Source organism: Corynebacterium sp. HMSC28B08, assembly GCF_001806865.1.
Taxonomy (GTDB): domain Bacteria; phylum Actinomycetota; class Actinomycetes; order Mycobacteriales; family Mycobacteriaceae; genus Corynebacterium; species Corynebacterium auriscanis.
In genome coordinates, this window is record NZ_KV786159.1 from 92,930 (window position 1) to 114,764 (window position 21,835).

Genomic DNA, 21,835 nt, shown 5'->3' on the forward strand with positions numbered 1-21,835 from the left:
GCCTCGTGTCCTCATCGACCGAAGAACGTCGCAACGAGGTGCTGCGGGCCATCGTCTCCGACTTCATTGCACTACACGAGCCGGTGGGGTCGAAAATGCTGGTTGACCGCCACAAGCTGGGGGTTTCTTCCGCCACAATCCGCAATGACATGGCGGTGCTGGAGGCGGAGGGGTTTATCACGCAACAGCATGCATCCTCCGGGCGGATTCCCACGGCCAAGGGATATCGCGCCTTTGTGGACGGACTGCACCAGATCAAGCCATTGAGCGCACCCGAGCGGCGCGCAATTCTGAACTTCCTCGATAACGGAGTGGATCTAGAAGATGTACTGCGCCGCGGTGTGCAATTGCTGAGCCAACTGACGCGCCAAGTGGCCGTGGTCCAGATGCCCGATCTGCGACGGGGTCGAGTGAAGCACTGCGAAGTCGTCCAGCTGGGAAGCCACCGAGTGCTGTTAGTACTGATCACAGATACGGGGAGGGTGGATCAGCGCAATGTGGACCTCACGCGGCCGCTGGTGGAGGATGACGTGCAGCGACTGCGCGATATCGTGAATTCCGCGATGGTGGGCCGCACGCTGGATGACGCCTGTTCGCACATCGCCCGGGTGGCGCGGGACGCGCAGAACAACCACATGCCCGCGGAACTTCGCGGACCAGTGTTGGCGGTGGCTACTGTGTTAGTCGAAACCCTGCTGGAGCGACCCACGGACAAGCTCATTCTGGCTGGCACGCCGAACCTAGTGCGCACCGGCGAGTTGACCCCCGTGTTGGAAGCTCTCGAGGAGCAGGTAGTGGTGCTGAAACTGCTGTCCAGCGCCCGCGATCTGCAGGTCAAAGTCAGCATCGGGGAGGAAAACGAGGACGAAGAGTTGCGTGGCGCGTCCATTATCTCGACCGGTTACGGGAATAACGATGAGGTGCTGGGCGGTTTGGGAGTATTAGGGCCCACTCACATGGATTACACCGGCTCGATCTCGAGTGTGACGGCAGTGGCCCACTATGTTTCCCGGATTCTATCGGGTGAGTAAACTACTACAGGTTATTGCAGCATTTTCGTCTAGAAGGTAAAGGATTACAGGTACACCGTGGCTCGTGACTACTACGGCATCCTCGGCGTGAGCAAGGACGCTACCGATTCCGAGATCAAAAAAGCTTATCGCAAGCTGGCCCGCAAGTATCACCCCGATGTCAACCCCTCTGAGGAGGCGGCGGAGAAGTTCAATGAACTCTCGGTCGCCCAAGAGGTGCTGCTCGATCCGCAAAAGCGACAGATTGTTGATGCGGGTGGTGATCCCGAAGCTCAAGGTGGTGGCTTTGGCGGCGCTGGTGGCTTCGGAGGTTTCGGGGGCGGCGGCCTGGGCGATATATTCGACGCGTTCTTTGGCGGTGGAGGCGGAGGTCGGCGCCGCGGGCCGCGCGTTTCTCGTGTCCGCCCGGGCAACGATGCGTTGGTGGGGATCGAGGCGACGTTGGAAGAAATCTATACCGGTGTAGAACGCGAAGTGACAGTGGAAACCGCCGTGCGCTGTGACACGTGCGACGCGACCGGTTCGAAATCCAAAAAGGCACCAGAGACCTGCCCCACGTGCCAGGGCTACGGCGAAGTCATGGAGATTCAAAACTCTATGCTGGGGCAGGTTCAGGTTGCCCGCCCGTGCCACCGCTGTGGTGGAACCGGCGAGATTATCCCCGATCCCTGCGAGGTCTGTGCCGGTGACGGTCGCGTGCGCTCCCGCAAGACCATCAAGGTCAACGTCCCCGCAGGGATTTCCGACGGTATGCGCCTGCGCTTGGCCGGCAAGGGGGAGGTGGGCCCTGGTGGCGGGCCAAATGGCGACCTTTACGTGGACGTGCGTACTCGCGAGCACGCACACTTCATTCGCGAGGGCGATGACCTCCACATAACGATCAAGGTGCCTGCGGTGGAGGCCACGTTGGGTTCCAGCGTGGAGGTTCCCATGCTGGACGAATCCGTGCAGACTGTCACGATTGAACCGGGAACCCAGCCGGATGCTGTGATCACCGTGCCGGAACGCGGTATGCCGCATTTGCGGCGGGAGCGCGATGGCTACGGAAACCTATATGCCCACGTTGAGGTGATTATCCCAACGGAACTCAGTCGTGCGGAAAAGGAACGGTGGGAGGAACTGCGTGATCGTTCCGAGGAGTCCGTATCCGTCGGGACCAAGAACGATCACAGCGAGGGACTGTTTTCCCGCCTGCGTTCCCGCTTCGCCCGCTAGGCTTCACACCAACTTCCACAGTGATGAGATTGCCCCGCCATGACTGACCCAGTATTCATTCACCCCATCCCTATAGAAGCGGCCGCCGATGGCAGTGCGGGATTTCGCTTTGCCCTCACAGGGGCCGAAGCCAAGCACGTAGATGTCAAGCGCCTCAAGGATGGGGAACCGCTGGTTATCACAGACGGTCAATCGCGGGCCGTTCGTGCGGTTTGGCGCGGGGGGCAAGTAGAGGTGACGGAAGGGTTAGCTGTTCCGGCACCTCGGCCTATCGTGACAGTCGTACAGGCCATCCCGAAATCCGAGCGAGCCGAACTCGCCGTGGATCTCATGGTGCAAGCCGGTGCTGATCGGATCATCCCCTGGGAATCGGCCCGCACGATCGCTAAGTGGGCAGGCAAAGAGCACAAGGCGCGTGTGAAGTGGGAAAACGCTGCCCGATCTGCGGCCAAGCAGGCGCGCCGTTTGCGGGTTCCCGCGGTCACCATGCCAGTTCGCTCAGTCGCGCAGATTGCCGAGTTTTTGGACGACGCCCCCACGGCTAGTCGCCAAATTCTCGTCTTGCACGAAAGTGCCTCTGTGAGCGTGAAGTCCTGTGATTTCACCACCTGTGATGAGGTCGTCTTGGTTATTGGTCCCGAAGGCGGCGTGGCGCCGGAGGAGATTGACCAGCTGGAATCCCTAGGCGCCCGCACGGTTGTTCTTGGACCCGAAGTGTTGCGTACGGCTTCTGCAGCAGCTGTGGCCCTCGGGGCAATCGGTGCGCTCAGTCCTCGCTGGGCTGCAACCACCGACTAGGCTGGCAGATAGTTCGCCCAACCCGAACTCCAGCGTTCGCCCAACAAGTGAAGGACATACCTCGTTTATGACCCCATCTCAGGCTCACCCCCGCGTGGCCAGCTCTACCGTTGAGCTGGACCCAGATGCTGCTGTGGCCGTTGCCGGCCCAGGGGATGAAAACCTGCGTGTGATTGAGAATGCCTATGACGCGGACATGCTCACCAGGGGCAACCGTGTGACCATCCGCGGTGAGGCCTCCGAGGTTTCGCGTGTGAGGCAGGTCCTCCAAGAAATGGCCAACATGGTCAGTCGTGGCAACACGGTTACACCAGATACCACTCGACGGATCATCGCGTTGCACAACGATCGTGGCTCCCGTAGCCCCCAGCTGGATGGGGCGCCGGAGGAGCCCCAGCAAGTGGGTGCTCCTGTCCTTGGGTCCGATGATCCGATCGTCAGCTACCGTGGCAAGACCGTCCGGCCGAAAACTCCCGGCCAGTCGGAATACGTGGAAGCTATCGATGATCATTCCGTCGTGTTCGGTGTGGGACCGGCGGGGACGGGTAAAACGTATCTGGCTATGGCCAAGGCGGTTCAAGCCTTGCAAAACAAGGACGTGACCCGCATTATCCTTACTCGTCCCGCGGTGGAAGCGGGAGAGAAATTGGGATTTCTGCCGGGCACTCTTGGCGATAAAATTGATCCGTATCTGCGCCCGCTGCATGATGCACTGCGCGAGATGGTTGATCCGGAGATGATCCCGCGCCTCATGGAAAGCGGTGTTATTGAGGTTGCTCCGTTGGCGTACATGCGCGGTCGCACACTTAACGATTCCTTCGTGATTCTCGACGAGGGCCAGAACACCACGCCCGCGCAGATGAAGATGTTCCTTACACGCCTAGGCTTCGGTTCCAAAATGGTCGTTACGGGCGATCTCAGTCAAACCGATTTACCGCACCATCAGGAATCGGGTTTGCGCGTGGCACAACGGATTTTGCGGGATGTTCCCGGCGTGCACGTCACTGCCTTTGACAGTGACGATGTGGTGCGTCACCGTTTGGTCTCTAGGATTGTCGACGCCTACGAGGCTTTCGAAGCCGAAGAGGAACAAGCCCGCATGGACCGCGAAGAAGAACTCCAAGAGCGCCGCCTCGGACGTGGCAAGAAGCACAAAGGATAGGGCCCAAAGACGTGAGTATTGAAGTTTTCAATGAATCCGGTCGTGGAGAAGTCAATGAGGAGGAGCTCATTGATGTAGCTAGGTACGCACTGTGGACTCTCGATGTTCATTCTGCGGCGGAACTGTCGATCCATATTGTGGATCTGGACACTATTGCTGATCTCCATGAACGGTGGTTGGACTTGCCAGGCCCCACGGATGTCATGAGTTTCCCTATGGATGAACTCACACCGGGTTGGGGCCGTAAGGACGGTCCTCCGCCGAGTCCAGCGATGTTGGGAGACATCATGTTGTGCCCGGACTTCGCGGAGCGCCAGGCCGACCGAGCTGGCCATTCGTTAGCTCATGAGCTGGACTTGCTGACGGTGCACGGTGTGTTGCACCTGTTGGGCTTTGATCACACCACGCCAGAGGAGGAGCAGCGCATGTTCTCCCTCCAGAATGAGATTCTGGCTAATTGGTATGACTCGCAAGAGGAGCGTGGCGTCAGTTTTGCACCAAAGCCCAGCGGGGCCGGAGCCTTCCCTACGGCGGCGGACCGCGTAGATGCTAAAGACGATTCGGGCGCAACGAACATCGACACCAGCGCCAGCCACCCCGACAAAGACTAAGACACCTAAACCAACAGCATGGACTCATTCGCAATTTTCGGCCCCCTCGGTGTTTTCCTCGCACTCCTGATGGGTGGTGCGTTGTCGCTTGTGGAAACAGCGGTATCCGCGATTTCGCGCGCGCGAGTGGAAGTTCTTGTTAAGGACGAGAAGCCGGGTGCGGGGCGACTTCTGGATGTCATCGATAACCGTGCGCAGCACATTAACCTGTTGATCTTGCTGCGAACGGTGTGCGAGGCCGCCGGGGCAGTGTTGGCAGCTGGGCTGCTGCTTACGTGGCGGGGTGATAGCGCGAGCACGTACGTGATCGCGATTGCCGCTGTGACCGTGATCACGTTCGTCGTTATTGGTGTGCTGTCGAGGACATTGGGCCGCCAAAATCCGTATTCCATTTCGCTGAAAACCGCGCCTCTACTCTTGGGTATGCGGCGACTACTGGGGCCCATTGCAAAGTTACTGGTGGCTGTGGGTAACTTCCTCGCGCCGGGCAGGGGATTTCGGGATGGTCCCTTTGCGACAGAAGTGGAGTTGCGCGAGCTGGTAGATATCGCTTCGGAGCGAGGGATCGTGGAGCGCGACGAGCGCCGCATGATTCAGTCGGTGTTCGATCTCGCCTCGACCTCCGCACGTTCGGTGATGGTTCCGCGTCCGGAGATGCTGTGGATCGAATCCGATAAGACCGCGGGACAGGCCACCAGCTTGTGCGTGCGATCTGGCCATTCGCGCTTGCCGGTGATCGGTGAGGACGTCGACGACATCGTCGGTGTGGTGTACCTGAAGGATTTGGTGGCCAAGACCTATTACTCCCAGGACGGCGGCCGATCGGTTAGTGTGTCGGATGTGATGCGCCCTCCGGTGTTTGTGCCGGATTCGCGGAACCTGGATGACCTGCTGGAAGACATGCAGCGAGACCAGGTACATATCGCCATGCTGGTTGACGAATACGGGGCTATTGCCGGGTTGATTTCCATTGAGGACATCCTGGAAGAGATCGTCGGTGAGATCGCGGACGAATACGATGCCACGGAAATGGCACCAATCGAAGAACTGGGGGATGGCAAATATCGTGTTGTCGCTCGCCTCAGCTTGGAAGAACTGCAAGAACTCTTTGCAGAATCCGACCGCCAGCAGTTCTTAGATCACCGAGGCGATGATCCGGACGAGATTCACGACAGCGCAGCCGAAATCTCGCGGCACACTAGTCCGCTGGAGTTTAGCGAGGAACAGCTCGACGAGGTCGATACCGTGGCCGGCTTAGGTGCTTTCGAGCTGGGTCGCGTGCCCATTCCCGGAGCTGAAGTTACTACCGCTGGACTGCACATTGTTTATGAGGGCGGGCGGGATCGCCGTGGGCGATTGAAGATCCGCTCCGCAGTGGTTTCTCGGGTAGCGGAAAGCGCGGAGCCCGAGGGGTAGTTTTACCCCCAAATGTGTAGGATCTTGCGCCGATTCGATGTTCTTTTGGCGCTAAAAGTAAACGTGTGAGATTGTTTGCTTTGAGCCCGAAAGCTCCCGATGTCGACTCCACAATTCTGCACACGATCGCGAACGTGGCGAGATGTACGACGGATTCATCCGCGCCCGGCGCAACTGCGGTCGTAGTTGACGGCGGTGTGTTTTTGGGAAATCTAAGTCCACTTTTCGATGCAAGGGAGTATGCCATGCGCAAAATGACCACGATTATTACTGCGGTTGCTACTGCGACCGCATTGGGGATGACCGCGTCCCCCGCTGGTGCCGTCACTGGACCGGAGAAGCAAGCAGCCGAGGAATCGGGAATTAAAGCTATCGTTACGGAGCTCACGACCGCTCACGATGCACTAACCGGGCCAGTGAAGATGGTTCGGGATGGCAAGACGCTGTCCGTGACCTACACCAATAAAACGGAAGCTCAGCAAAGCTGCTCTGGTCTGGCGTTGCCATACAAGGATGTTAAAGCTGCCGGCCTGAATAAGCCTGGTGCAGAGGAGCAAGAACCTGGCGTGCTGGTGGAAACTTTCGCTGGCATTCTTGCCAAGAACGAATCCGCCGTTTTTGGTGTGGAAAATGATAAGAATACTGTTGCTGAGGGCGACAAGGCTGCATCCCAGATTTTGAGCTTGGGTCTGCAGGGGGCCATTGGCAGTGGTGCGAAAATCCAGCCGGGCAAATCCCAGACGTGGACGATGACCCTTCCAACTGCACAGGCGACGGGCATCGTCTTGTGTGATGGCAACGCCTTCCTCGGTGTTTCCCCAAAGGTATATAAAGGCATCGAGCAGGACGTGCTTTTCGAAAACGCCAAGGATAAGCTGGGTTCTGCGGGTTCCATTGTCGATGGGTCTTCGAAGAACCCCACTGTGGCCGGCTCGTTCATCAATAGCATTCCATTCCTGACTAAGCTGCTGGAGTTCCTGGGCGGAATCTTCGATTTCTTCAAGAACCTGTTCAACCCACAGGGTGAAAAGGGCTCCAGTTCGAAGGGATCTTCCGAGGCCAAGGAACCGGAAAAGGACTCCGAGAAGCCTGCGAAGGATGAGGCAGCCACCACAAAATAGTGGGGTTAGCATTGCGGCAGTGGGGTTAGTTAACTGTCGCTGCGTCGGGCACAATGGTTAGCGTGAACAGTGATATGCATTTCCCCGACGAATCCCAGCTACCTGCTGAAGCCGTAGCTGATTCAGCGGTAGCTCCAATTGATTTCAGTGCGCCGGAGGGATTCCGCTCCGGCTTCGTGAGTTTTGTGGGCCGACCCAATACCGGTAAATCCACACTCACCAATGCGTTGGTGGGACAGAAGATTGCGATCACTGCCGACCAGCCGGAGACGACCCGTCATCCAATTCGTGGGATCGTGCACCGAGAGAATAGCCAGATTGTCGTTGTTGATACTCCCGGCCTGCACCGTCCGCGGACGCTCCTAGGTGAACGGCTGAATGAGATGGTGAAAGACACCTACCAGGATGTCGACCTCATCGCCGTGTGTGTGCCGGCTGATGAAAAGATCGGTCCCGGTGACCGCTGGATCGTCGATGCTGTTCGCAAGGTAGCGCCGAAAACAGGGCTCATCGGGGTGGTCACGAAGGTCGATAAAGTTGGGAAAGACCAAGTCGGCGAGCAGTTGCTTGCGTTGCACGATCTACTCGATGGGGCTGATGTCATTCCCGTCAGCGCCACTGAGAAAATCCAATTGGATGTGCTGGCTGACGTCATCGCGGAGCACCTTCCTGAGGGGCCCAAGTTTTATCCGGACGGTCATGTCACGGATGATGACCGGGATACTCGCATGGCTGAGCTAATTCGTGAGGCTGCTCTAGCCGGATTGCAAGATGAGTTGCCACACTCCGTAGCAGTTCAGATTGACGAGGTGTTCCCTTCCCCTACGCGTGAGGGAGTACTGAACGTCCACGCGGTCATTTACGTGGAGCGGGAGGGGCAAAAGGCAATTCTGCGCGGCAAGGGTGGCCGTAGGCTGGGCCGTACAGTCCATAACGCGCGACTGCAGATCATTGAAATGCTGGGACAAAATATCTATCTGGATGTCCGCCTGAAGGTCGCCAAGAACTGGCAATCCGATCCAAAGCAACTGGGCAAGCTTGGATTCTAAACATCAGTTAAGAGGCGGGTTGCCTCCTGCAAAAGAAATGCCCATCGTTTACATTGTGTGAGTAGATCACATTCCCCTTTTTTTGGAAGGCACTGCATTCATGACTAATCCAAACCAGCCCGAAGGTGGCTCCCACCCCGTTGGTTCCGGGAACAATAACCCAGATGGCGTACAGCCCAACGGGTACGGAAACCCAGGTGGGGCGCACTCTAACGGTTATGGTGCCCCCGCCAATGGCAGCAATTTCGGATCCCATGCCACCGATGGATATAACCCAAACGACAACGGCGCCGCAGGTTTTAACCAGAATTACGCAGGTTACGGCGCCCAACAGCAGGGGAACCCGCAGTTCGGTGCCTACCCAAACCAGGCGCCTGGATTCGGCCAGACCGGGGTGCAAAAAGACAGCTTCTTCGGCGCCCTGTTTGACTTCAGCTTCACCAAGTACGCCACGCCATCGGTCGTCAAGGCAGTGTACATCCTTGCGATGGTTGGAATCGGGTTTTTCCTTTTCATTGGTGTCATCGCGCTGCTGATTGGCCTCACCCAAGACGGTGGAGCAATCGGACTGTTGTTGCTGCCTCTGTTGGTTGTGGGCGGGCTGTTTTACCTAGCAATGATCCGTGTGGGATTGGAAGTGTCCACTGCGATCATTCGCACTTCTCAATCGGTCCAGTCGATTGATGAGCGCCAGGCACGTGAAGAGACTTCGGGACAAAGCTACAGCGGCCCATTTGGGGGCTAGTAATGACTAATCAAAACACGCCATATCGTGATGGCGGCCCGAACATCCAGATGGGTTCAAAGCAGGATACGTTCTTTTCCGCTTTGTTCAATTTTGGATTCACTAAGTACGTGACCCCCAGCCTCGTCAGGGTCCTTTACATTCTAGGCATCGTGGTAATTGTCCTGTGGGCACTCATGCCGTTCTTTGGCGCGTTGCTCGGAATCTCATTGCTGGATTCTTTGCAAGACGAACTTCGCCCATCGGGCGCGTACGGTGACTATAGTCCGTACACGAATTACCCCACCTACGGCTCCGAACTGGACTCGCAGATTGATAAATCACAAGGTGCGGTTGCAGGTTACGCGGCAATGTCCCTGGTGACGGGCGCCATCGGAGCCCTTATCCAAATCGGTTTGCTGCGCATTTCACTCGAAGTGCTGATGGCACTCATGCGCACAGCTGAAGCGTGGCAACGCATCAAGCAACGCCACGAGGCAGGAATCGCCACCCTGTAGTCGCTTGGGCTTATACTTGCGGGCATGCCTCGCCGAACGTCATCGCCTCGCCCCACTTACCGGGACGAGGCTTTCGTCTTGCGCACCCATAAATTGGGCGAGGCAGATCTGATCCTCGTGCTATTGACGCGCGACCATGGGCAGGTGCGGGGCGTCGCTAAAGCAATTCGCAAATCGAAGTCACGGTTCGGCGCCAAGTTAGACCGCTTCACGCGAGTCAACGTGCAGATTTACCCAAGCCGAGGATTGGCCAATATCACGGATGCGGATGCGGTGGAATCCTACGCCGGCCCCATTGTTGCTGACCCCGATCGCTATTTCGCAGGGTGCGCGGCGCTTGAGGTTGCACACTTATTTGGCGGGGAGGATAGTTCTGTCTTTCTTCTTCTCGACGCCACCCTCCGCGACCTCGCCGCTCCTCATCCGTCGTTGCCCCTAGTGAACGTGGTTGATCGCTTCGTATTGAAAGCGTTGGATATGGCCGGATGGGCACCCAGCTTGGTTGACTGTGCGCAATGTGGGAAGACGGGCCCGCACCGCGCGTTCCACCCCATGGCCGGCGGGGCAGTGTGTGTTACGTGCCGTCCACCGGGGGCAATGACACCCCCTGGGCAAGCTGTTCGGTTGTTGTGGTTGCTAGCCAACGATCGCAACGATATTGCTGCGGAAGTTGCGACGGATCGTGCAGTTTCTCAGCAAGCACACGAATTGCTTCTCAGCCACGTTCGTTATCACCTGGAATCGGGTTGTCCCGCGTATGCGGCCCTGTAAGTATTGATTCCGCTAGTAGTCAGTAGCACCTTCCCGGTTTCCCCGTCATTGCCCCTCTCTTGGCGGGGTAGGGAATCGCTGGCAGAATGGAACGGGTGAACACGCAACGTCCTGCACCAGCCGCCACCCATATCGATCGCAGCTCCATTCCGGCTGAGCTCGTGCCCAAGCACATCGCGATCGTCATGGACGGGAATGGGCGGTGGGCTCAGGATCGGGGGTTGCCCCGCACCGAGGGGCATAAACGTGGAGAAGGTGTGCTTCTCAGTTTGGTGGAAGAGTGCCTCGAGCTGGGTGTGGATTACCTCTCGGCCTATGCATTCTCCACCGAGAATTGGCGACGAAGCGCCGAAGAGGTCCGTTTCCTTATGGGTTTCAATCGCGATGTGTTGCGCAGGCAGCGTGATTACCTCGACAGTTTGGGGGTACGTATCCGTTGGGTGGGACGGCGCCCACGACTGTGGCGTTCGGTCATCGCGGAACTGGAAAAAGCTGAGTGCCAGACCGCAACGAACTCGAAGATGACTCTTGCCATGTGCGTGAACTATGGTGGCCGGGCCGAGATTGTCGACGCCGCCAGGGCCATCGCGGACGACGTGGCCCGTGGGGCGCTGAAGCCCCGACAGATTAGCGAGGCCAGGTTCGCTGATTACCTTGATGAACCCGATATGCCAGATGTGGACCTGTTCCTGCGTCCCTCGGGCGAGCAACGTACGTCGAACTTTTTGCCTTGGCAATCGACGTATGCCGAGATGGTCTATCAGGACGTTTTGTTCCCGGATTACACGCCCAATGATCTGCGGGCAGCTGTGTTGGAATTCGCCAAGCGGGACCGTCGCTTCGGCGGCGTGAAGTAAGAGGAGCTGGGCGTGGATCGCAGTCACGATTCAGCAGAAACGAAGGCGGGTCACGTGCCCACCCAACCACCGACGAAGAAGCAGATCGCTAGGTGGCGTCAATATTTAGCGAACGAGCGAGCCGAAGGAGCGGTGTACCGGGAGCTGGCACGCAAGAAGACCGGCGAGGAGCGAGAGATTCTGCTGGCGATTGCCGAGGCCGAAGCGCGCCACGAGGCCTACTGGCGGAATCGCCTGGGGGAATACGTCGGCTTGCCACGGAAGGCCAGCCTGGGCACGCGCATGATGGCCTGGATGGCGCGACGCTTTGGATCGGTGTTCGTTCTGGCGTTGATGCAATCGGCGGAGTCCCGCAATGAGTACGTCAAGGACAACGATGCCAGCGAGCAAATGGTGGCTGACGAAGCGATCCACGCCGAGGTGGTCCGGGGGTTGGCCACACGCGGCCGGGCCAAAATGAGCGGTGACTTCCGCGCAGCGATTTTTGGTGCCAACGACGGGTTGGTATCCAATTTGTCCCTGGTCTTGGGAATGGTGGGCACCGGGGCCTCTGCGAATGTGGTGTTGGTGACCGGAATCGCCGGATTGCTGGCGGGTGCACTTTCGATGGCGGCGGGGGAGTATGTCTCCGTTTCATCGCAACAGGAATTATTGGAAGCTAACACGCCGAACCCCGAGGCTGGCCGGTCGGTGCCGAAACTGGATGTGGAAGAAAACGAGCTGGCGCTTGTGTACCGCGCCCGAGGCATGAGTTCGCACGATGCAGCAGCCAAGGCACAGCGCGTGTTCGAATCCATCATCGCGAACGACCGCGATGAAAAGGCGGTGCCGACTTTCACTGATGATATCGAGGTGGAACGCGAGGATGGCGGGTCGCCCATGTCTGCGGCGGTATCCAGCTTCTTCCTCTTCGGGATTGGTGCGCTGATCCCCGTTCTGCCGTATTTATTTGGCGCAGAAGGACCTACCGCAGCCGTTGTCGCGTGCGTGTTGGTAGGGCTATCCCTCCTGCTGACTGGGGGAGTGGTGGGAATACTCTCTGGGACTACGCCCGCTAAACGTGCCTTGCGCCAACTGGTCATCGGTTTTGGCGCAGCGGCGATCACCTATGGTTTGGGATCGCTGTTTGACGTCTCTGTGTAGCTGAGGCAGGGAGGACAGCGGAGGAGGCCCTTACTCGGGGTTGTTTGAGTCACTTGGATTGGCAAGCGGAGCACAGGCCGAAGATTTCGGCCGTGTGACCGGATTTGTGGAACCCGTGTTTTGCTGCGATGTGCTCGGCCCAATCCTCCACCGGGCCGCCGTCGATTTCGACGGTCTTCCGGCACTTCGTGCACACGAGGTGGTGGTGATGGTCGTCCATTGCGCAGCTTCGGTAGAGGGTTTCTCCCGATTCGTCGTGGAGAGTATCGATGGCACCGATATCCGCCATTTGTTGCAAGGTGCGGTAGACCGTGGTGAGGCCCACCTTTTCGCCCTTGGTAGTCAATTCGTGGTGGATGTCCTGCGCGCTGGAGAAAGTGGTGATTCCATCCAAAACGTCGGCTACTGCCCGGCGCTGGCGCGTATTGCGCTGGCCGATCTTGGGGCGACGTGAAGATGCAGCGGTTTCCTGCTGAGCCATGAACTCAGATCTCCTTGGAGTTAGTGATGATTTGTCATCTACTCTAGGCACTTCGCTCACCATATTCAATTGGTTTTCAATTGCCGTAGACGTTCACTGAGAGGTCCAGGGCGGGTCAGTATGGGGGGCGAGGTGTGAGTGGCCTCCTTTCAAGGGAGCGCACTAGGCGCTCGGAAAACGCTTAGATTAGGTACTTGACATTCTTTGGGATGATTCGTTAGATTACAGGTAGTTCCCCTGAGGTGACGTAACCCCCCCCCTTCGTCGCCTCTACTTGGTGGGAACAGGCCCCATTCACTTCGGTGGACAGTGTGGCCGGGACCCGCAGTGATACCCCCCCCTTTAACTGCGGGTCCTTTTTAATGCCCAGCGGCGGACGAGTCGCGCGGTGAAGGGGTATGAGTCACTCATCCTGTTGGCGCTCCTTGCCCTCTTTAAAGATCACGTTGGACCGCCCCCTCACGGCTACCGACCCAGTGAGTCGTTAGGATAGGGGGAGTTGTGATCCCCTATTTCAGCCTCGCAACCAGCGAGGTCTACACAAGGAGAATAATAGAGCCATGGCCGGAAACATCGATTCCGTAGTTAACCTCGCGAAGCGACGGGGGTTGGTCTACCCGTGTGGAGAAATATACGGAGGAACCCGGTCTGCATGGGACTACGGGCCACTGGGCGTCGAGCTGAAAGAGAACATCAAACGCCAGTGGTGGCGCCACATGGTGACTTCTCGCCGTGATGTGGTAGGTCTGGATTCGTCCGTGATCTTGCCCAAGCGGGTATGGGAGGTTTCCGGCCACGTGGATGTATTCACTGATCCGCTGGTGGAATCCCTGCACACGCACAAACGCTACCGCGCAGATCACCTGCTCGAGGCTTATGAGGAGAAGCACGGGCACCCACCAGCCAACGGTTTGGCAGATATCAACGATCCCGAAACCGGCCAGCCTGGTAAGTGGACCGAGCCACGGGCGTTTTCCGGCCTGCTGAAGACCTACCTGGGCCCAGTGGACGACAAGGAAGGCCTGCACTACCTGCGTCCAGAGACCGCCCAGGGTATCTTCACGAACTTCAAAAACGTGATGACGACCTCCCGTCAAAAGCCACCATTTGGTATCGCTCAGGTCGGTAAGTCCTTCCGTAACGAGATCACACCGGGTAATTTCATCTTCCGCACCCGCGAGTTCGAACAAATGGAGATGGAATTCTTCGTTAAGCCCGGTGAGGATGAAGAATGGCACCAGAAGTGGATTGACGATCGCTACCAGTGGTATATCGACCTGGGTATTAGGGAAGAAAACCTGCGGTTGTACGAACACCCACAGGAGAAGTTGTCTCACTACTCCAAGCGCACCGTAGATGTGGAATATGCATTCCACTTCAAGGGATCCAAGTGGGGCGAGCTGGAGGGCGTAGCAAACCGTACCGATTACGACCTGCGTGTGCACTCCGAAGGTTCCGGAGAAGATCTCTCCTTCTTCGATCAGGAATCCAATGAGCGTTGGATCCCATATGTCATCGAGCCCGCGGCTGGCTTGGGCCGAGCCATGATGGCATTCCTCTGCGATGCCTACGAGGAAGAGGAAGTCCCTAACTCCAAGGGTGGCACGGATACACGTACGGTTTTGAGGTTGGATCGTCGTTTGGCGCCCGTCAAGGTGGCTGTGCTCCCGCTGTCTAAGAAAGACACACTGACCCCCACCGCGGAGAAGGTGGCCGACAAGCTGCGTGGACTGTGGAACACCGACTACGACACTTCCGGTGCCATCGGTCGCCGTTACCGTCGCCAAGACGAAATCGGCACCCCGTTCTGCGTGACCGTCGACTTTGATACCCTCGAGGACAACGCGGTGACCGTGCGCGAGCGCGATACCATGGAACAAGAGCGCGTGAAGATCGAAGACCTGCAGGCTTACCTTGGTGAGCGCCTCGCCGGTTGCTAGGAAGGATATCTGCGTGAATTCCGATATCCGTTGGGGCCTGCCCAGCGATGGGCACACCTTCCCGATTTACGCCGGACCTGCTGACGACATGGATCGCGTTGCCGAATTCGCTCAAGAACGCGGAGTAAACCACCTGCGATTCGGCGGGGACACGTGGGCACTCCATGCTGATGAGGGCCCAGAAATCAGTGCCCAGACAGGCACCGGAACATGGACTGCTACGGCTCTTGACGCCGAAAAGTTCTCTCGTGCAAAAAATATTGAGATCAAAGCTGACCGGCACACAATCCGAATCATTAACGAAGCCAAGCAGAACTTTGTCTTGGACATTGATGGCGAAAAGGTCGGTCAATTTACGGGAGACCAGCGCGGGCTGCGGAATCTCCACGTGGAATTCGAAGGACCGGGGCAAAAACTGCCACTCGACGTTCAGATCTTTACGTCGTGGGTGGCTCGCCGCTGTCTCGAAGGCCGGATGCTCAATGCCAACACGGCCGTGCTGTGGTTCTTGGCATTCATCGCCGTGATGGCAATTGTGGTGTGGCTCGGCACCCTCTAGTGTGACCTAGAAGCTGGCGGAATCCGAGCCACCACCAAAGTCTCCGCCACCGAAGCCTCCGTCGCCGTCATTCCAACCGCCACCGAAACCGCCACCGAAACCGCCACCGCCGCTAAATAACGATCCGAGCAGCATGCCGGTCAGGATGTCTCCACCGCCATAGCCTCGGCCGTATCCGCCACCACCGTAGAAGTTGTTGCGATTGTTGAAGCGGTCAATATCCTCGCGGACCAGTTGAGTAGCTCGCTCTGCCCAGCTGGAAGCCTGCTGGGCCGCGGACATCGCGGACTTCGGATTGGTGGCCCGTGCCTGCTGCGCTTCGGCCAGGTATTGCCGAGCGGCGTTGGCAGCGGAACGTGATTCCACGCTGATGATCGAGCCGCGGTTGTTAATCACGTCCTCTACCGACTGCAGCTGCAAAGCGGCATTATCAACCATTCGGCCAACAATGGCATCGGAGCGGCGGAAATCGCTCTCGGCGCCCCGCGCGGAATCCAAGCAGTCGTCCAACTCTGCATCGGCGTGCAATAGTGTGTTGTACGCGCCCAGCAGATCAGTGTTGCTGGTACGCGCCTCATTTGATTGTTGCAATGCTAGCCGCGCGTTGCTGATGGCCTGTTCCATCGCGGTGCGATCGAAGGAAGCCGGCCCTTGGAGTAGCCGTTCGGCTTCGGCGATCTCGCCTTCGACCTCAGACATCAAGGACGTGAGGTTGTTGTGCGCTTGGCGCAATTGCTCCTCAGCGCGCTCGACCGCGGTGAGCTGGCTATCCGCCTGATTGATCGCCATGCGGGCCCCGCCGATGACGTCGATCAACCCGCCTTGTTCACCCGCCGGACGCTTGAGCAGCTCGTTGGCGCGGTCCAGAGCCTTATCGGCTTCGTTAATCTCCTCCTCGGCCACGTCAGGGTTGTTCTGCACAGAGACTAACAGGTTGGCATCTAGACGACTGTGCAACTCGGTGAGCTTATTGCGAGCACGAGGAATCCGCCCTCGCAGCTCGATTGTTCGCCGACGCAGTTCCTCCACTCGCTCGGGCGCGTTAATGAGCTCCTGGCGCAGGTTATTGAACTCCGCTGTTTTGGCATTGAGGTTCTTATCGGCCTTGCCACAGGAAGAAATGACCTCGATTAAGATGCTGCGCACCTGGTCTTCTTGCATCACCACTCCGCTGCGCACCTGGTGCTCTAGCTCGAAAGCCCGCGTCAAAGTGCTGCGCGAATGCTCCAGGGCCCGCGCGAGATCGCGGGTGCGCTCCGGGCCGAACTCGTCCGTCGCCACCTGCAGTTCTTGGGCTCCCTTTCGGATGGACTCATCGGTGCTCTGCAGTTCGTCAGCCGCCAGTGTGCGCAACACGCTCGTGGGCTGCTGCGCGTAATAATCCACATCGTCTGGATCGATTGTGCGTGCGGCCTCTAGCTGCTGTGATTCGGTTTTGCGACGGTTTCGACGTGACCACCACACCGCTCCACCAAGACCACCGACCACAGCGGTTGCCCCAGCACCCATCCACACCTTGGACTCGGTACTAGCGCGCCCCGCGACCTTATTGGCCGCAGCTTGGGCGCTCCCAGTCCAATCATCATTGGTCAACTTGGCCACAGCCGCATCGCGAATTTCACCGGCTAGCGAGCGCGATACACGCTCACCCCAATCCATTCCGACATTTCGCGAGGTCGTGCTGATCACCATCACCATGGTGTTGGCGGAGGAATCCTGAGCACGAAGCTGCTGCGCCACACGAGTTGGATTGTTGCTTTGCTGATCCGTGTACACCAAATACAACTTGGTCTTGTTCTTCTGCACTCCCTCGCGGAGCGCTGCCTCGATGTCGGATTTTGCGGACCCGTCGATCACACCAGCTTGATCGACCAACCGGCTGGATAGTTGTAACCGCTCAACAGTTACGCCCTGAGCTTGGGCTTGGACGCTGGCCAAGTGGGCGTCGGCCCATAAAATAGCAGGTGACAACAGTAAACCGGCGCCCATTGCGCCAGCTAGTGATACCCGGGTGATGCGCCACCCGGAAGTTTTAGGAAGCATGCAGTCCACCTTAACGCAATTCGCAAGCTTGACCGCGTATGTTTATTAGCCATGGCAGGCTACAACTCACTGGGTCAGGGGCGGGGCTCCGCGGTAGGGGCATTTTTCGGCGGGATCGCGCGCTCGATCACCTACCTAATTTTTGGAACGCTGTTGGCAATAGCGCTCATTACGGGAGCCACCGCAGCCCACGTGTGGTCCTTCGCCCGGGCGGACGACCGCCAGCAGGCGGATGTCATTTTCGTCCTCGGTGCGGCGCAGTATGACGGCAAGCCCTCCAAGTGGTTGGCGGCCCGGCTGGATCACGCCGCGGAGTTGTATAAGGAAGGGACCGCCCCCAAGATCGTGACGGTGGGTTATAAAAAGGACGGTGATCGCTTTACCGAGGCGGAAGCCGGAAAGAATTACCTCACTACCGGCTATGGTGTTCCCGAGTCTGACGTGGTTGCCTTGCGCACCGGCGTGGATACCATCTCCAGCGCCGAAGCCCTCCACACCGAAGCTCAGTCCCGTGGCTGGTCCACCGCCGTTGTGGTGACGGACCCCGGCCACTCGTTGCGGGCCACCACGATGGTTAAGGACCAGGGGCTCGACGCCTGGGGCTCCCCGACCCGAAGTGGCCCAAGTGTGTCGAGCCGAGCTGCACAGGTCAACAGCATTCTTCATGAGACACTGGGATTGATGTACTACAAGACTGCCCAGCGCGAAGATATTAAATTCCCCGAGGTGGCAGTATCCTAAGTCGCCGCCATGCGCGGTGGAGAGGGAACTCGAGTTGGTCAGGGAGGAACGCAACGTGGATGCGAAAACGCACCGGTACACCGCACACGACCGGGAGCGGATTCACGAATTGGGACGCAAGCGGTTAGGGCTGCCGGGATCCGTGGATGACCGCCGCGATGATTTCGACCGCGATCGCGCCCGCGTGCTGCACAGCGCGGCTTTGCGCAGGTTGGCTGATAAAACCCAGGTGGTCGGGCCGGGAACTGGGGACACGCCGCGTACGAGGCTGACCCACTCCTTGGAAGTAGCGCAGATCGCGCGTGGGATTGGTAAAACCCTGGGGTGTGATCCAGACCTGACGGAGCTGGCTGGGTTAAGCCACGATATTGGGCATCCTCCGTACGGACACAACGGGGAAGTGGCGCTCGACATAGTGGCGCAGAAGTGCGGGGGATTTGAAGGCAATGCTCAAACGTTGCGGATCCTCACCCGGTTGGAACCCAAGACCTTGGATGCCGACGGCAATTCCTATGGTTTGAACCTCACCCGCGCCAGCATCGATGCGGCATGTAAGTACCCGTGGGGGCCGATCGCCGACGATGGCAGTGTGCGGCGCAAGTACAGTTGCTACGCCGATGACTTGCATGTGCTGGAATGGGCCCGCGACGGCGCGCCGGGGGTGCGAAAGTGCCTGGAGGCCCAGATCATGGATTGGTCCGATGATGTGGCGTATTCCGTGCATGACGTGGAAGACGGGATCGTTTCCGGCCGCATCACCATGGATGTTCTGTGGGATCTGGTTGAAATTTCAGCATTGGCAGAAAAAGGCGCGAAGGTCTTCGGCGGCTCTGTGGAGGCTCTGCTGGAGGCCGCCGGGCGGTTGCGGGATATGCCTCTGGTGGCGCGGGCGGCCGATTACGGGGGCAGCTTGCGGGATTTAGCGGGATTGAAGGCAATGACCAGCGAGCTCGTATCGCGTTTCGTCACGGCATGTGTGACGGCGACACGAGCGGAGTACGGGCCGGGGCCGCTTGGTCGATATGCCGCAGACTTGGTTATTCCACCCGTCGTGGAAGCTGAAGTGACGCTACTGAAGTCCGTAGCGGTCTTGTATGTGATGGACGAAACCCGGCACCAGGCCCAGCAGGAGCGCCAACGCGACCGCATCTTTCGTGTGACGGATTATTTGTGGCACGGGGGAGCAGGCGCACTCGATCCACAGTTCCAGGGATGGTTCGAGACTGCGGAAGACGATCACGCGGCGTTGCGGGTTGTGATTGACCAAGTTGCATCGCTCACCGAATCCCGATTGGAACGGCTGGACAAGCTCGCCAGTGGTGCGAGTGCTGCGTGGGCCTAGCGGTCTTCGGCATCCGGAATGTGGCAGAAAGACTCAAAGTGATCGTCGGAGTAGTACCACACATCGGGATCAGTTTTTGACCCGCCACCCACGACAATGCGGCGTTCACCGCGGTGCTTCAGCCCAGGTGTTTTGACGGTGTATTCCCGGTAATAGCTGGACTTTTTCTGTGGCAAGAGGTTTTCGTAGTTGCCGAAATGTTTACCATCGGCCTGACCGTCATCGGGCTCGGCGCCCATGAGGATGTCCTTGACCTGCTGTGAGGTTTCTTTCGGGAGCGAGGAGAGCCGGCAGTCTGGAATGCCGGAGGAAGCAGTGGTATTCGTGGCCGTGGAGCCGTGATTGTCATCGGACTGTGTGGACAGCCACCCCAATCCAGACAGCAGGGCGATTGCGGCGGCAGATCCGATACCGACTAGACGCGTGGGTTTTTTCTTGTCCATTGGTAGTCAGATTCTAGTGCACTGGCTGGCGCTGGTGCACTTAAGGCGAGGCTACTTCGGGGTGATTGGCAAACGCAGTGCCGCTGGTGCCGTGAGCGGAACCATGGGTGAATGTGGCTCCACGGGCGCAATGCGACGGTAGCCCTCGGACTGCGCGGGCCGTGGATCGGCTTCACCCTTGTTCGGCCACATTGCGGCTGCGCGTTCTGCATTGGCAGTAATTGACAAGGAAGGGTTCACGCCAGGGTTGGCTGTAATGGAGGAACCGTCTGTGACAAACAGAGTGGGGTAGCCCCATACGCGGTGATACGGATCCACCACGCCGTGCTGTGGGCCCGAACCAATTACACATCCGCCCAAGAAGTGCGCAGTTAGTGGGATATTTGCAACCTCAGACCACACCCCGCCGGCAATGCCCTGTGGCATGAGGCGAGCCATAATTCGCGTGGCGCGGTTACCCTCTGGAATCCAGGACGGGTTGGGCTCACCCGTGCCCTGTTTGGAGGATAGAGATACGATCGGGCCCGTCTTTTTCAAAAACGTTGTCAGGGAGTTATCGCGGGTCTGCATCACTAGGTTGATCACCGTGCGCTGGGACCATTTGCGCAGGTTGAGCAAGCGTGGAATGGCCTTGTATTGCACAATGGCTTGTTTGACGAACTCCAAGACGCGCGGCTGCAACTTGTCGCCATCGGTCATGAGGGTCTGCAGTAGCCCCATGGCATTGGAACCCTTGCCGTAACGCACGGGTTCGATATGGGTATCCGGGGCAGGGAAGTAGCTCGATGTAATGGCCACGCCCTGGGAATAGTCTACGGAGGAATCGAACTTGGAGGAGTTCGCACCCAAGAGGGCCTCAGAGTTCGTGCGAGTCAGGTGCCCCAGCGTGGTGGGCAGTTGTGGCAAGTTGCCATTGGCCTTCTGGCGGTGCAGCAGGTTTTGGGTGCCCCACGTTCCTGCGGCCATCACCAGGTTATCGGCGGTGAAGGTACGTTTTTGGGGTTTGCGCTGCCAGAACGTGGCGGTGGCCTCGGTCTCCACGACCCACGTGTCACCGTTGCGCTTAATCGCTGTTACGGTCGTGCGATCGTGAATCCTAGCTCCGCCCTTTTCCGCGAGGAAGAGGTAATTTTTCAGCAGGGTGTTCTTGGCACCGTGGCGGCAACCTGTCATGCATTCACCGCACTCATGGCATGCGGTGCGGTCTGGTCCCACGCCGCCGAAGTAAGGATCCGCAACTGTCTCCCGGGGCTTGCCCTTGAGTCCTACCTTCTCGCCGAAGAACACGCCGACGGGCGCCAAGCGGAAGGTATGCCCCACGCCCATTTCCTCCGCGACTTGCTTGGAGAGCTTGTCAGCAGGGGTCATTGTTGGGTTGTCAACCACGCCAAGCATCTTCTGAGCTTGCTCATAATACGGCGATAGCTCATCTTCCCAATCGGTGATCCCCGCCCACTGCTTGTCTTGGAAGTAAGGGGAACCGGGTTTGTACAACGTGTTGGCGTAGTTCAAGGAACCACCGCCCACACCGGCACCGGCCAAGATCATGACGTCCCGCAAGAGGTGAATGCGCTGAATACCGAAAAAGCCCAGTTTAGGAGCCCAGAGGAAGTCCTTGAGATGCCAGCTATTCTTGGCGAAATCCTTGTCCTCAAAGCGGCGCCCCGCTTCGAGGATGCCGACCTGATATCCCTTTTCTGTCAACCGCAAAGCGGTGACAGATCCACCGAAACCAGAGCCGATCACGAGTACGTCGTAATGAGTCATGTTTAGTAGCCTAGAGCGTTCTTTTTGGGTGCTTGCTGAAAACACAGAATTCTTAAGTATTTTTCATGCCACCGGCCGATTTGTACCCAAGTATTAGCATGGT

General features: G+C 58.3%; 21 protein-coding genes. 17 read left to right on the top strand and 4 right to left on the bottom strand.

Going from position 1 to position 21,835, the window contains the following annotated elements; all coding sequences use genetic code 11:
* Window positions 1-5: 5 nt before the first annotated feature.
* From hrcA to HMPREF3098_RS03315, 13 genes are all read left to right on the top strand, one after another.
* Entirely contained in the window at window positions 6-1,031 is a 1,026-nt protein-coding gene (gene hrcA, locus HMPREF3098_RS03255; RefSeq protein WP_070433975.1) for a heat-inducible transcriptional repressor HrcA, read from the top strand.
* Window positions 1,032-1,088: 57 nt separating this feature from the next.
* Window positions 1,089-2,246 carry a molecular chaperone DnaJ gene (gene dnaJ, locus HMPREF3098_RS03260; RefSeq protein WP_070433976.1) on the top strand — a complete coding sequence of 386 codons (1,158 nt, stop codon included), beginning with the start codon at window positions 1,089-1,091 and terminating at the stop codon, window positions 2,244-2,246.
* A 39-nt stretch (window positions 2,247-2,285) separates the two neighbouring features.
* Window positions 2,286-3,044: a 16S rRNA (uracil(1498)-N(3))-methyltransferase gene (locus HMPREF3098_RS03265; RefSeq protein ID WP_070433977.1), complete on the top strand. Its 759-nt coding sequence runs from the start codon at window positions 2,286-2,288 to the stop codon at window positions 3,042-3,044.
* 67 nt (window positions 3,045-3,111) lie between these two features.
* The gene (locus tag HMPREF3098_RS03270) at window positions 3,112-4,206 is read left to right on the top strand and encodes a PhoH family protein (RefSeq protein WP_070433978.1); all 1,095 of its coding nucleotides are present in this window, start codon (window positions 3,112-3,114) and stop codon (window positions 4,204-4,206) included.
* A gap of 11 nt (window positions 4,207-4,217) precedes the next feature.
* Window positions 4,218-4,817 (top strand): rRNA maturation RNase YbeY, encoded by a 600-nt coding sequence (gene ybeY, locus HMPREF3098_RS03275; protein ID WP_035113304.1) that lies wholly within the window; start codon window positions 4,218-4,220, stop codon window positions 4,815-4,817.
* Between the two features lie 18 nt (window positions 4,818-4,835).
* Entirely contained in the window at window positions 4,836-6,233 is a 1,398-nt protein-coding gene (locus tag HMPREF3098_RS03280; RefSeq protein ID WP_070433979.1) for a hemolysin family protein, read from the top strand.
* Between the two features lie 80 nt (window positions 6,234-6,313).
* Window positions 6,314-7,354, top strand: coding sequence for a hypothetical protein (locus HMPREF3098_RS03285; protein WP_141739646.1), 1,041 nt, complete (start codon window positions 6,314-6,316; stop codon window positions 7,352-7,354).
* A gap of 53 nt (window positions 7,355-7,407) precedes the next feature.
* Window positions 7,408-8,403, top strand: a complete 996-nt coding sequence (gene era, locus HMPREF3098_RS03290) for a GTPase Era (RefSeq protein ID WP_371440941.1) — start codon at window positions 7,408-7,410, stop codon at window positions 8,401-8,403.
* Between the two features lie 100 nt (window positions 8,404-8,503).
* Window positions 8,504-9,148: a DUF4282 domain-containing protein gene (locus HMPREF3098_RS03295; RefSeq protein ID WP_070433981.1), complete on the top strand. Its 645-nt coding sequence runs from the start codon at window positions 8,504-8,506 to the stop codon at window positions 9,146-9,148.
* 2 nt (window positions 9,149-9,150) lie between these two features.
* Complete coding sequence (locus HMPREF3098_RS03300) at window positions 9,151-9,645, top strand: DUF4282 domain-containing protein (protein ID WP_070433982.1); 495 nt, start codon at window positions 9,151-9,153, stop codon at window positions 9,643-9,645.
* Window positions 9,646-9,669: 24 nt separating this feature from the next.
* Window positions 9,670-10,416: a DNA repair protein RecO gene (gene recO, locus HMPREF3098_RS03305; protein WP_070433983.1), complete on the top strand. Its 747-nt coding sequence runs from the start codon at window positions 9,670-9,672 to the stop codon at window positions 10,414-10,416.
* Window positions 10,417-10,502: 86 nt separating this feature from the next.
* Complete coding sequence (locus HMPREF3098_RS03310) at window positions 10,503-11,273, top strand: isoprenyl transferase (protein WP_070433984.1); 771 nt, start codon at window positions 10,503-10,505, stop codon at window positions 11,271-11,273.
* Between the two features lie 54 nt (window positions 11,274-11,327).
* Entirely contained in the window at window positions 11,328-12,416 is a 1,089-nt protein-coding gene (locus tag HMPREF3098_RS03315; RefSeq protein ID WP_070434005.1) for a VIT1/CCC1 transporter family protein, read from the top strand.
* 49 nt (window positions 12,417-12,465) lie between these two features.
* Here the strand turns inward: HMPREF3098_RS03315 and HMPREF3098_RS03320 are convergent, their stop codons facing one another.
* Window positions 12,466-12,897: a Fur family transcriptional regulator gene (locus HMPREF3098_RS03320; protein WP_070433985.1), complete on the bottom strand. Its 432-nt coding sequence runs from the start codon at window positions 12,895-12,897 to the stop codon at window positions 12,466-12,468.
* A 560-nt stretch (window positions 12,898-13,457) separates the two neighbouring features.
* On the opposite strand from HMPREF3098_RS03320, the gene HMPREF3098_RS03325 reads away from it, so the two are divergent.
* Together HMPREF3098_RS03325 and HMPREF3098_RS03330 are read left to right on the top strand one after the other, a co-directional pair.
* The gene (locus HMPREF3098_RS03325; RefSeq protein ID WP_070433986.1) at window positions 13,458-14,837 is read left to right on the top strand and encodes a glycine--tRNA ligase; all 1,380 of its coding nucleotides are present in this window, start codon (window positions 13,458-13,460) and stop codon (window positions 14,835-14,837) included.
* Window positions 14,838-14,850: 13 nt separating this feature from the next.
* A complete protein-coding gene (locus HMPREF3098_RS03330) occupies window positions 14,851-15,396 on the top strand; it encodes a hypothetical protein (protein WP_035113311.1) in 546 nt (181 codons plus the stop codon).
* 6 nt (window positions 15,397-15,402) lie between these two features.
* Here HMPREF3098_RS03330 and HMPREF3098_RS03335 read toward each other — a convergent pair whose 3' ends face one another.
* Window positions 15,403-17,439, bottom strand: a complete 2,037-nt coding sequence (locus HMPREF3098_RS03335) for a TPM domain-containing protein (RefSeq protein WP_070433987.1) — start codon at window positions 17,437-17,439, stop codon at window positions 15,403-15,405.
* A 51-nt stretch (window positions 17,440-17,490) separates the two neighbouring features.
* Here HMPREF3098_RS03335 and HMPREF3098_RS03340 point away from each other — a divergent pair, with 51 nt between their 5' ends.
* Window positions 17,491-18,180, top strand: a complete 690-nt coding sequence (locus HMPREF3098_RS03340) for a YdcF family protein (protein ID WP_035113313.1) — start codon at window positions 17,491-17,493, stop codon at window positions 18,178-18,180.
* 55 nt (window positions 18,181-18,235) lie between these two features.
* Window positions 18,236-19,522 (top strand): deoxyguanosinetriphosphate triphosphohydrolase, encoded by a 1,287-nt coding sequence (locus HMPREF3098_RS03345; RefSeq protein ID WP_070433988.1) that lies wholly within the window; start codon window positions 18,236-18,238, stop codon window positions 19,520-19,522.
* Here the strand turns inward: HMPREF3098_RS03345 and HMPREF3098_RS03350 are convergent.
* Both HMPREF3098_RS03350 and HMPREF3098_RS03355 read right to left on the bottom strand, forming a co-directional pair.
* A complete protein-coding gene (locus HMPREF3098_RS03350; protein ID WP_070433989.1) occupies window positions 19,519-19,965 on the bottom strand; it encodes a guanyl-specific ribonuclease in 447 nt (148 codons plus the stop codon). The genes HMPREF3098_RS03345 and HMPREF3098_RS03350 overlap by 4 nt on opposite strands.
* A gap of 51 nt (window positions 19,966-20,016) precedes the next feature.
* On the bottom strand, window positions 20,017-21,732 hold the full coding sequence (locus tag HMPREF3098_RS03355) for an FAD-dependent oxidoreductase (protein WP_070433990.1): 1,716 nt from the start codon (window positions 21,730-21,732) through the stop codon (window positions 20,017-20,019).
* Window positions 21,733-21,835 lie beyond the last annotated feature (103 nt).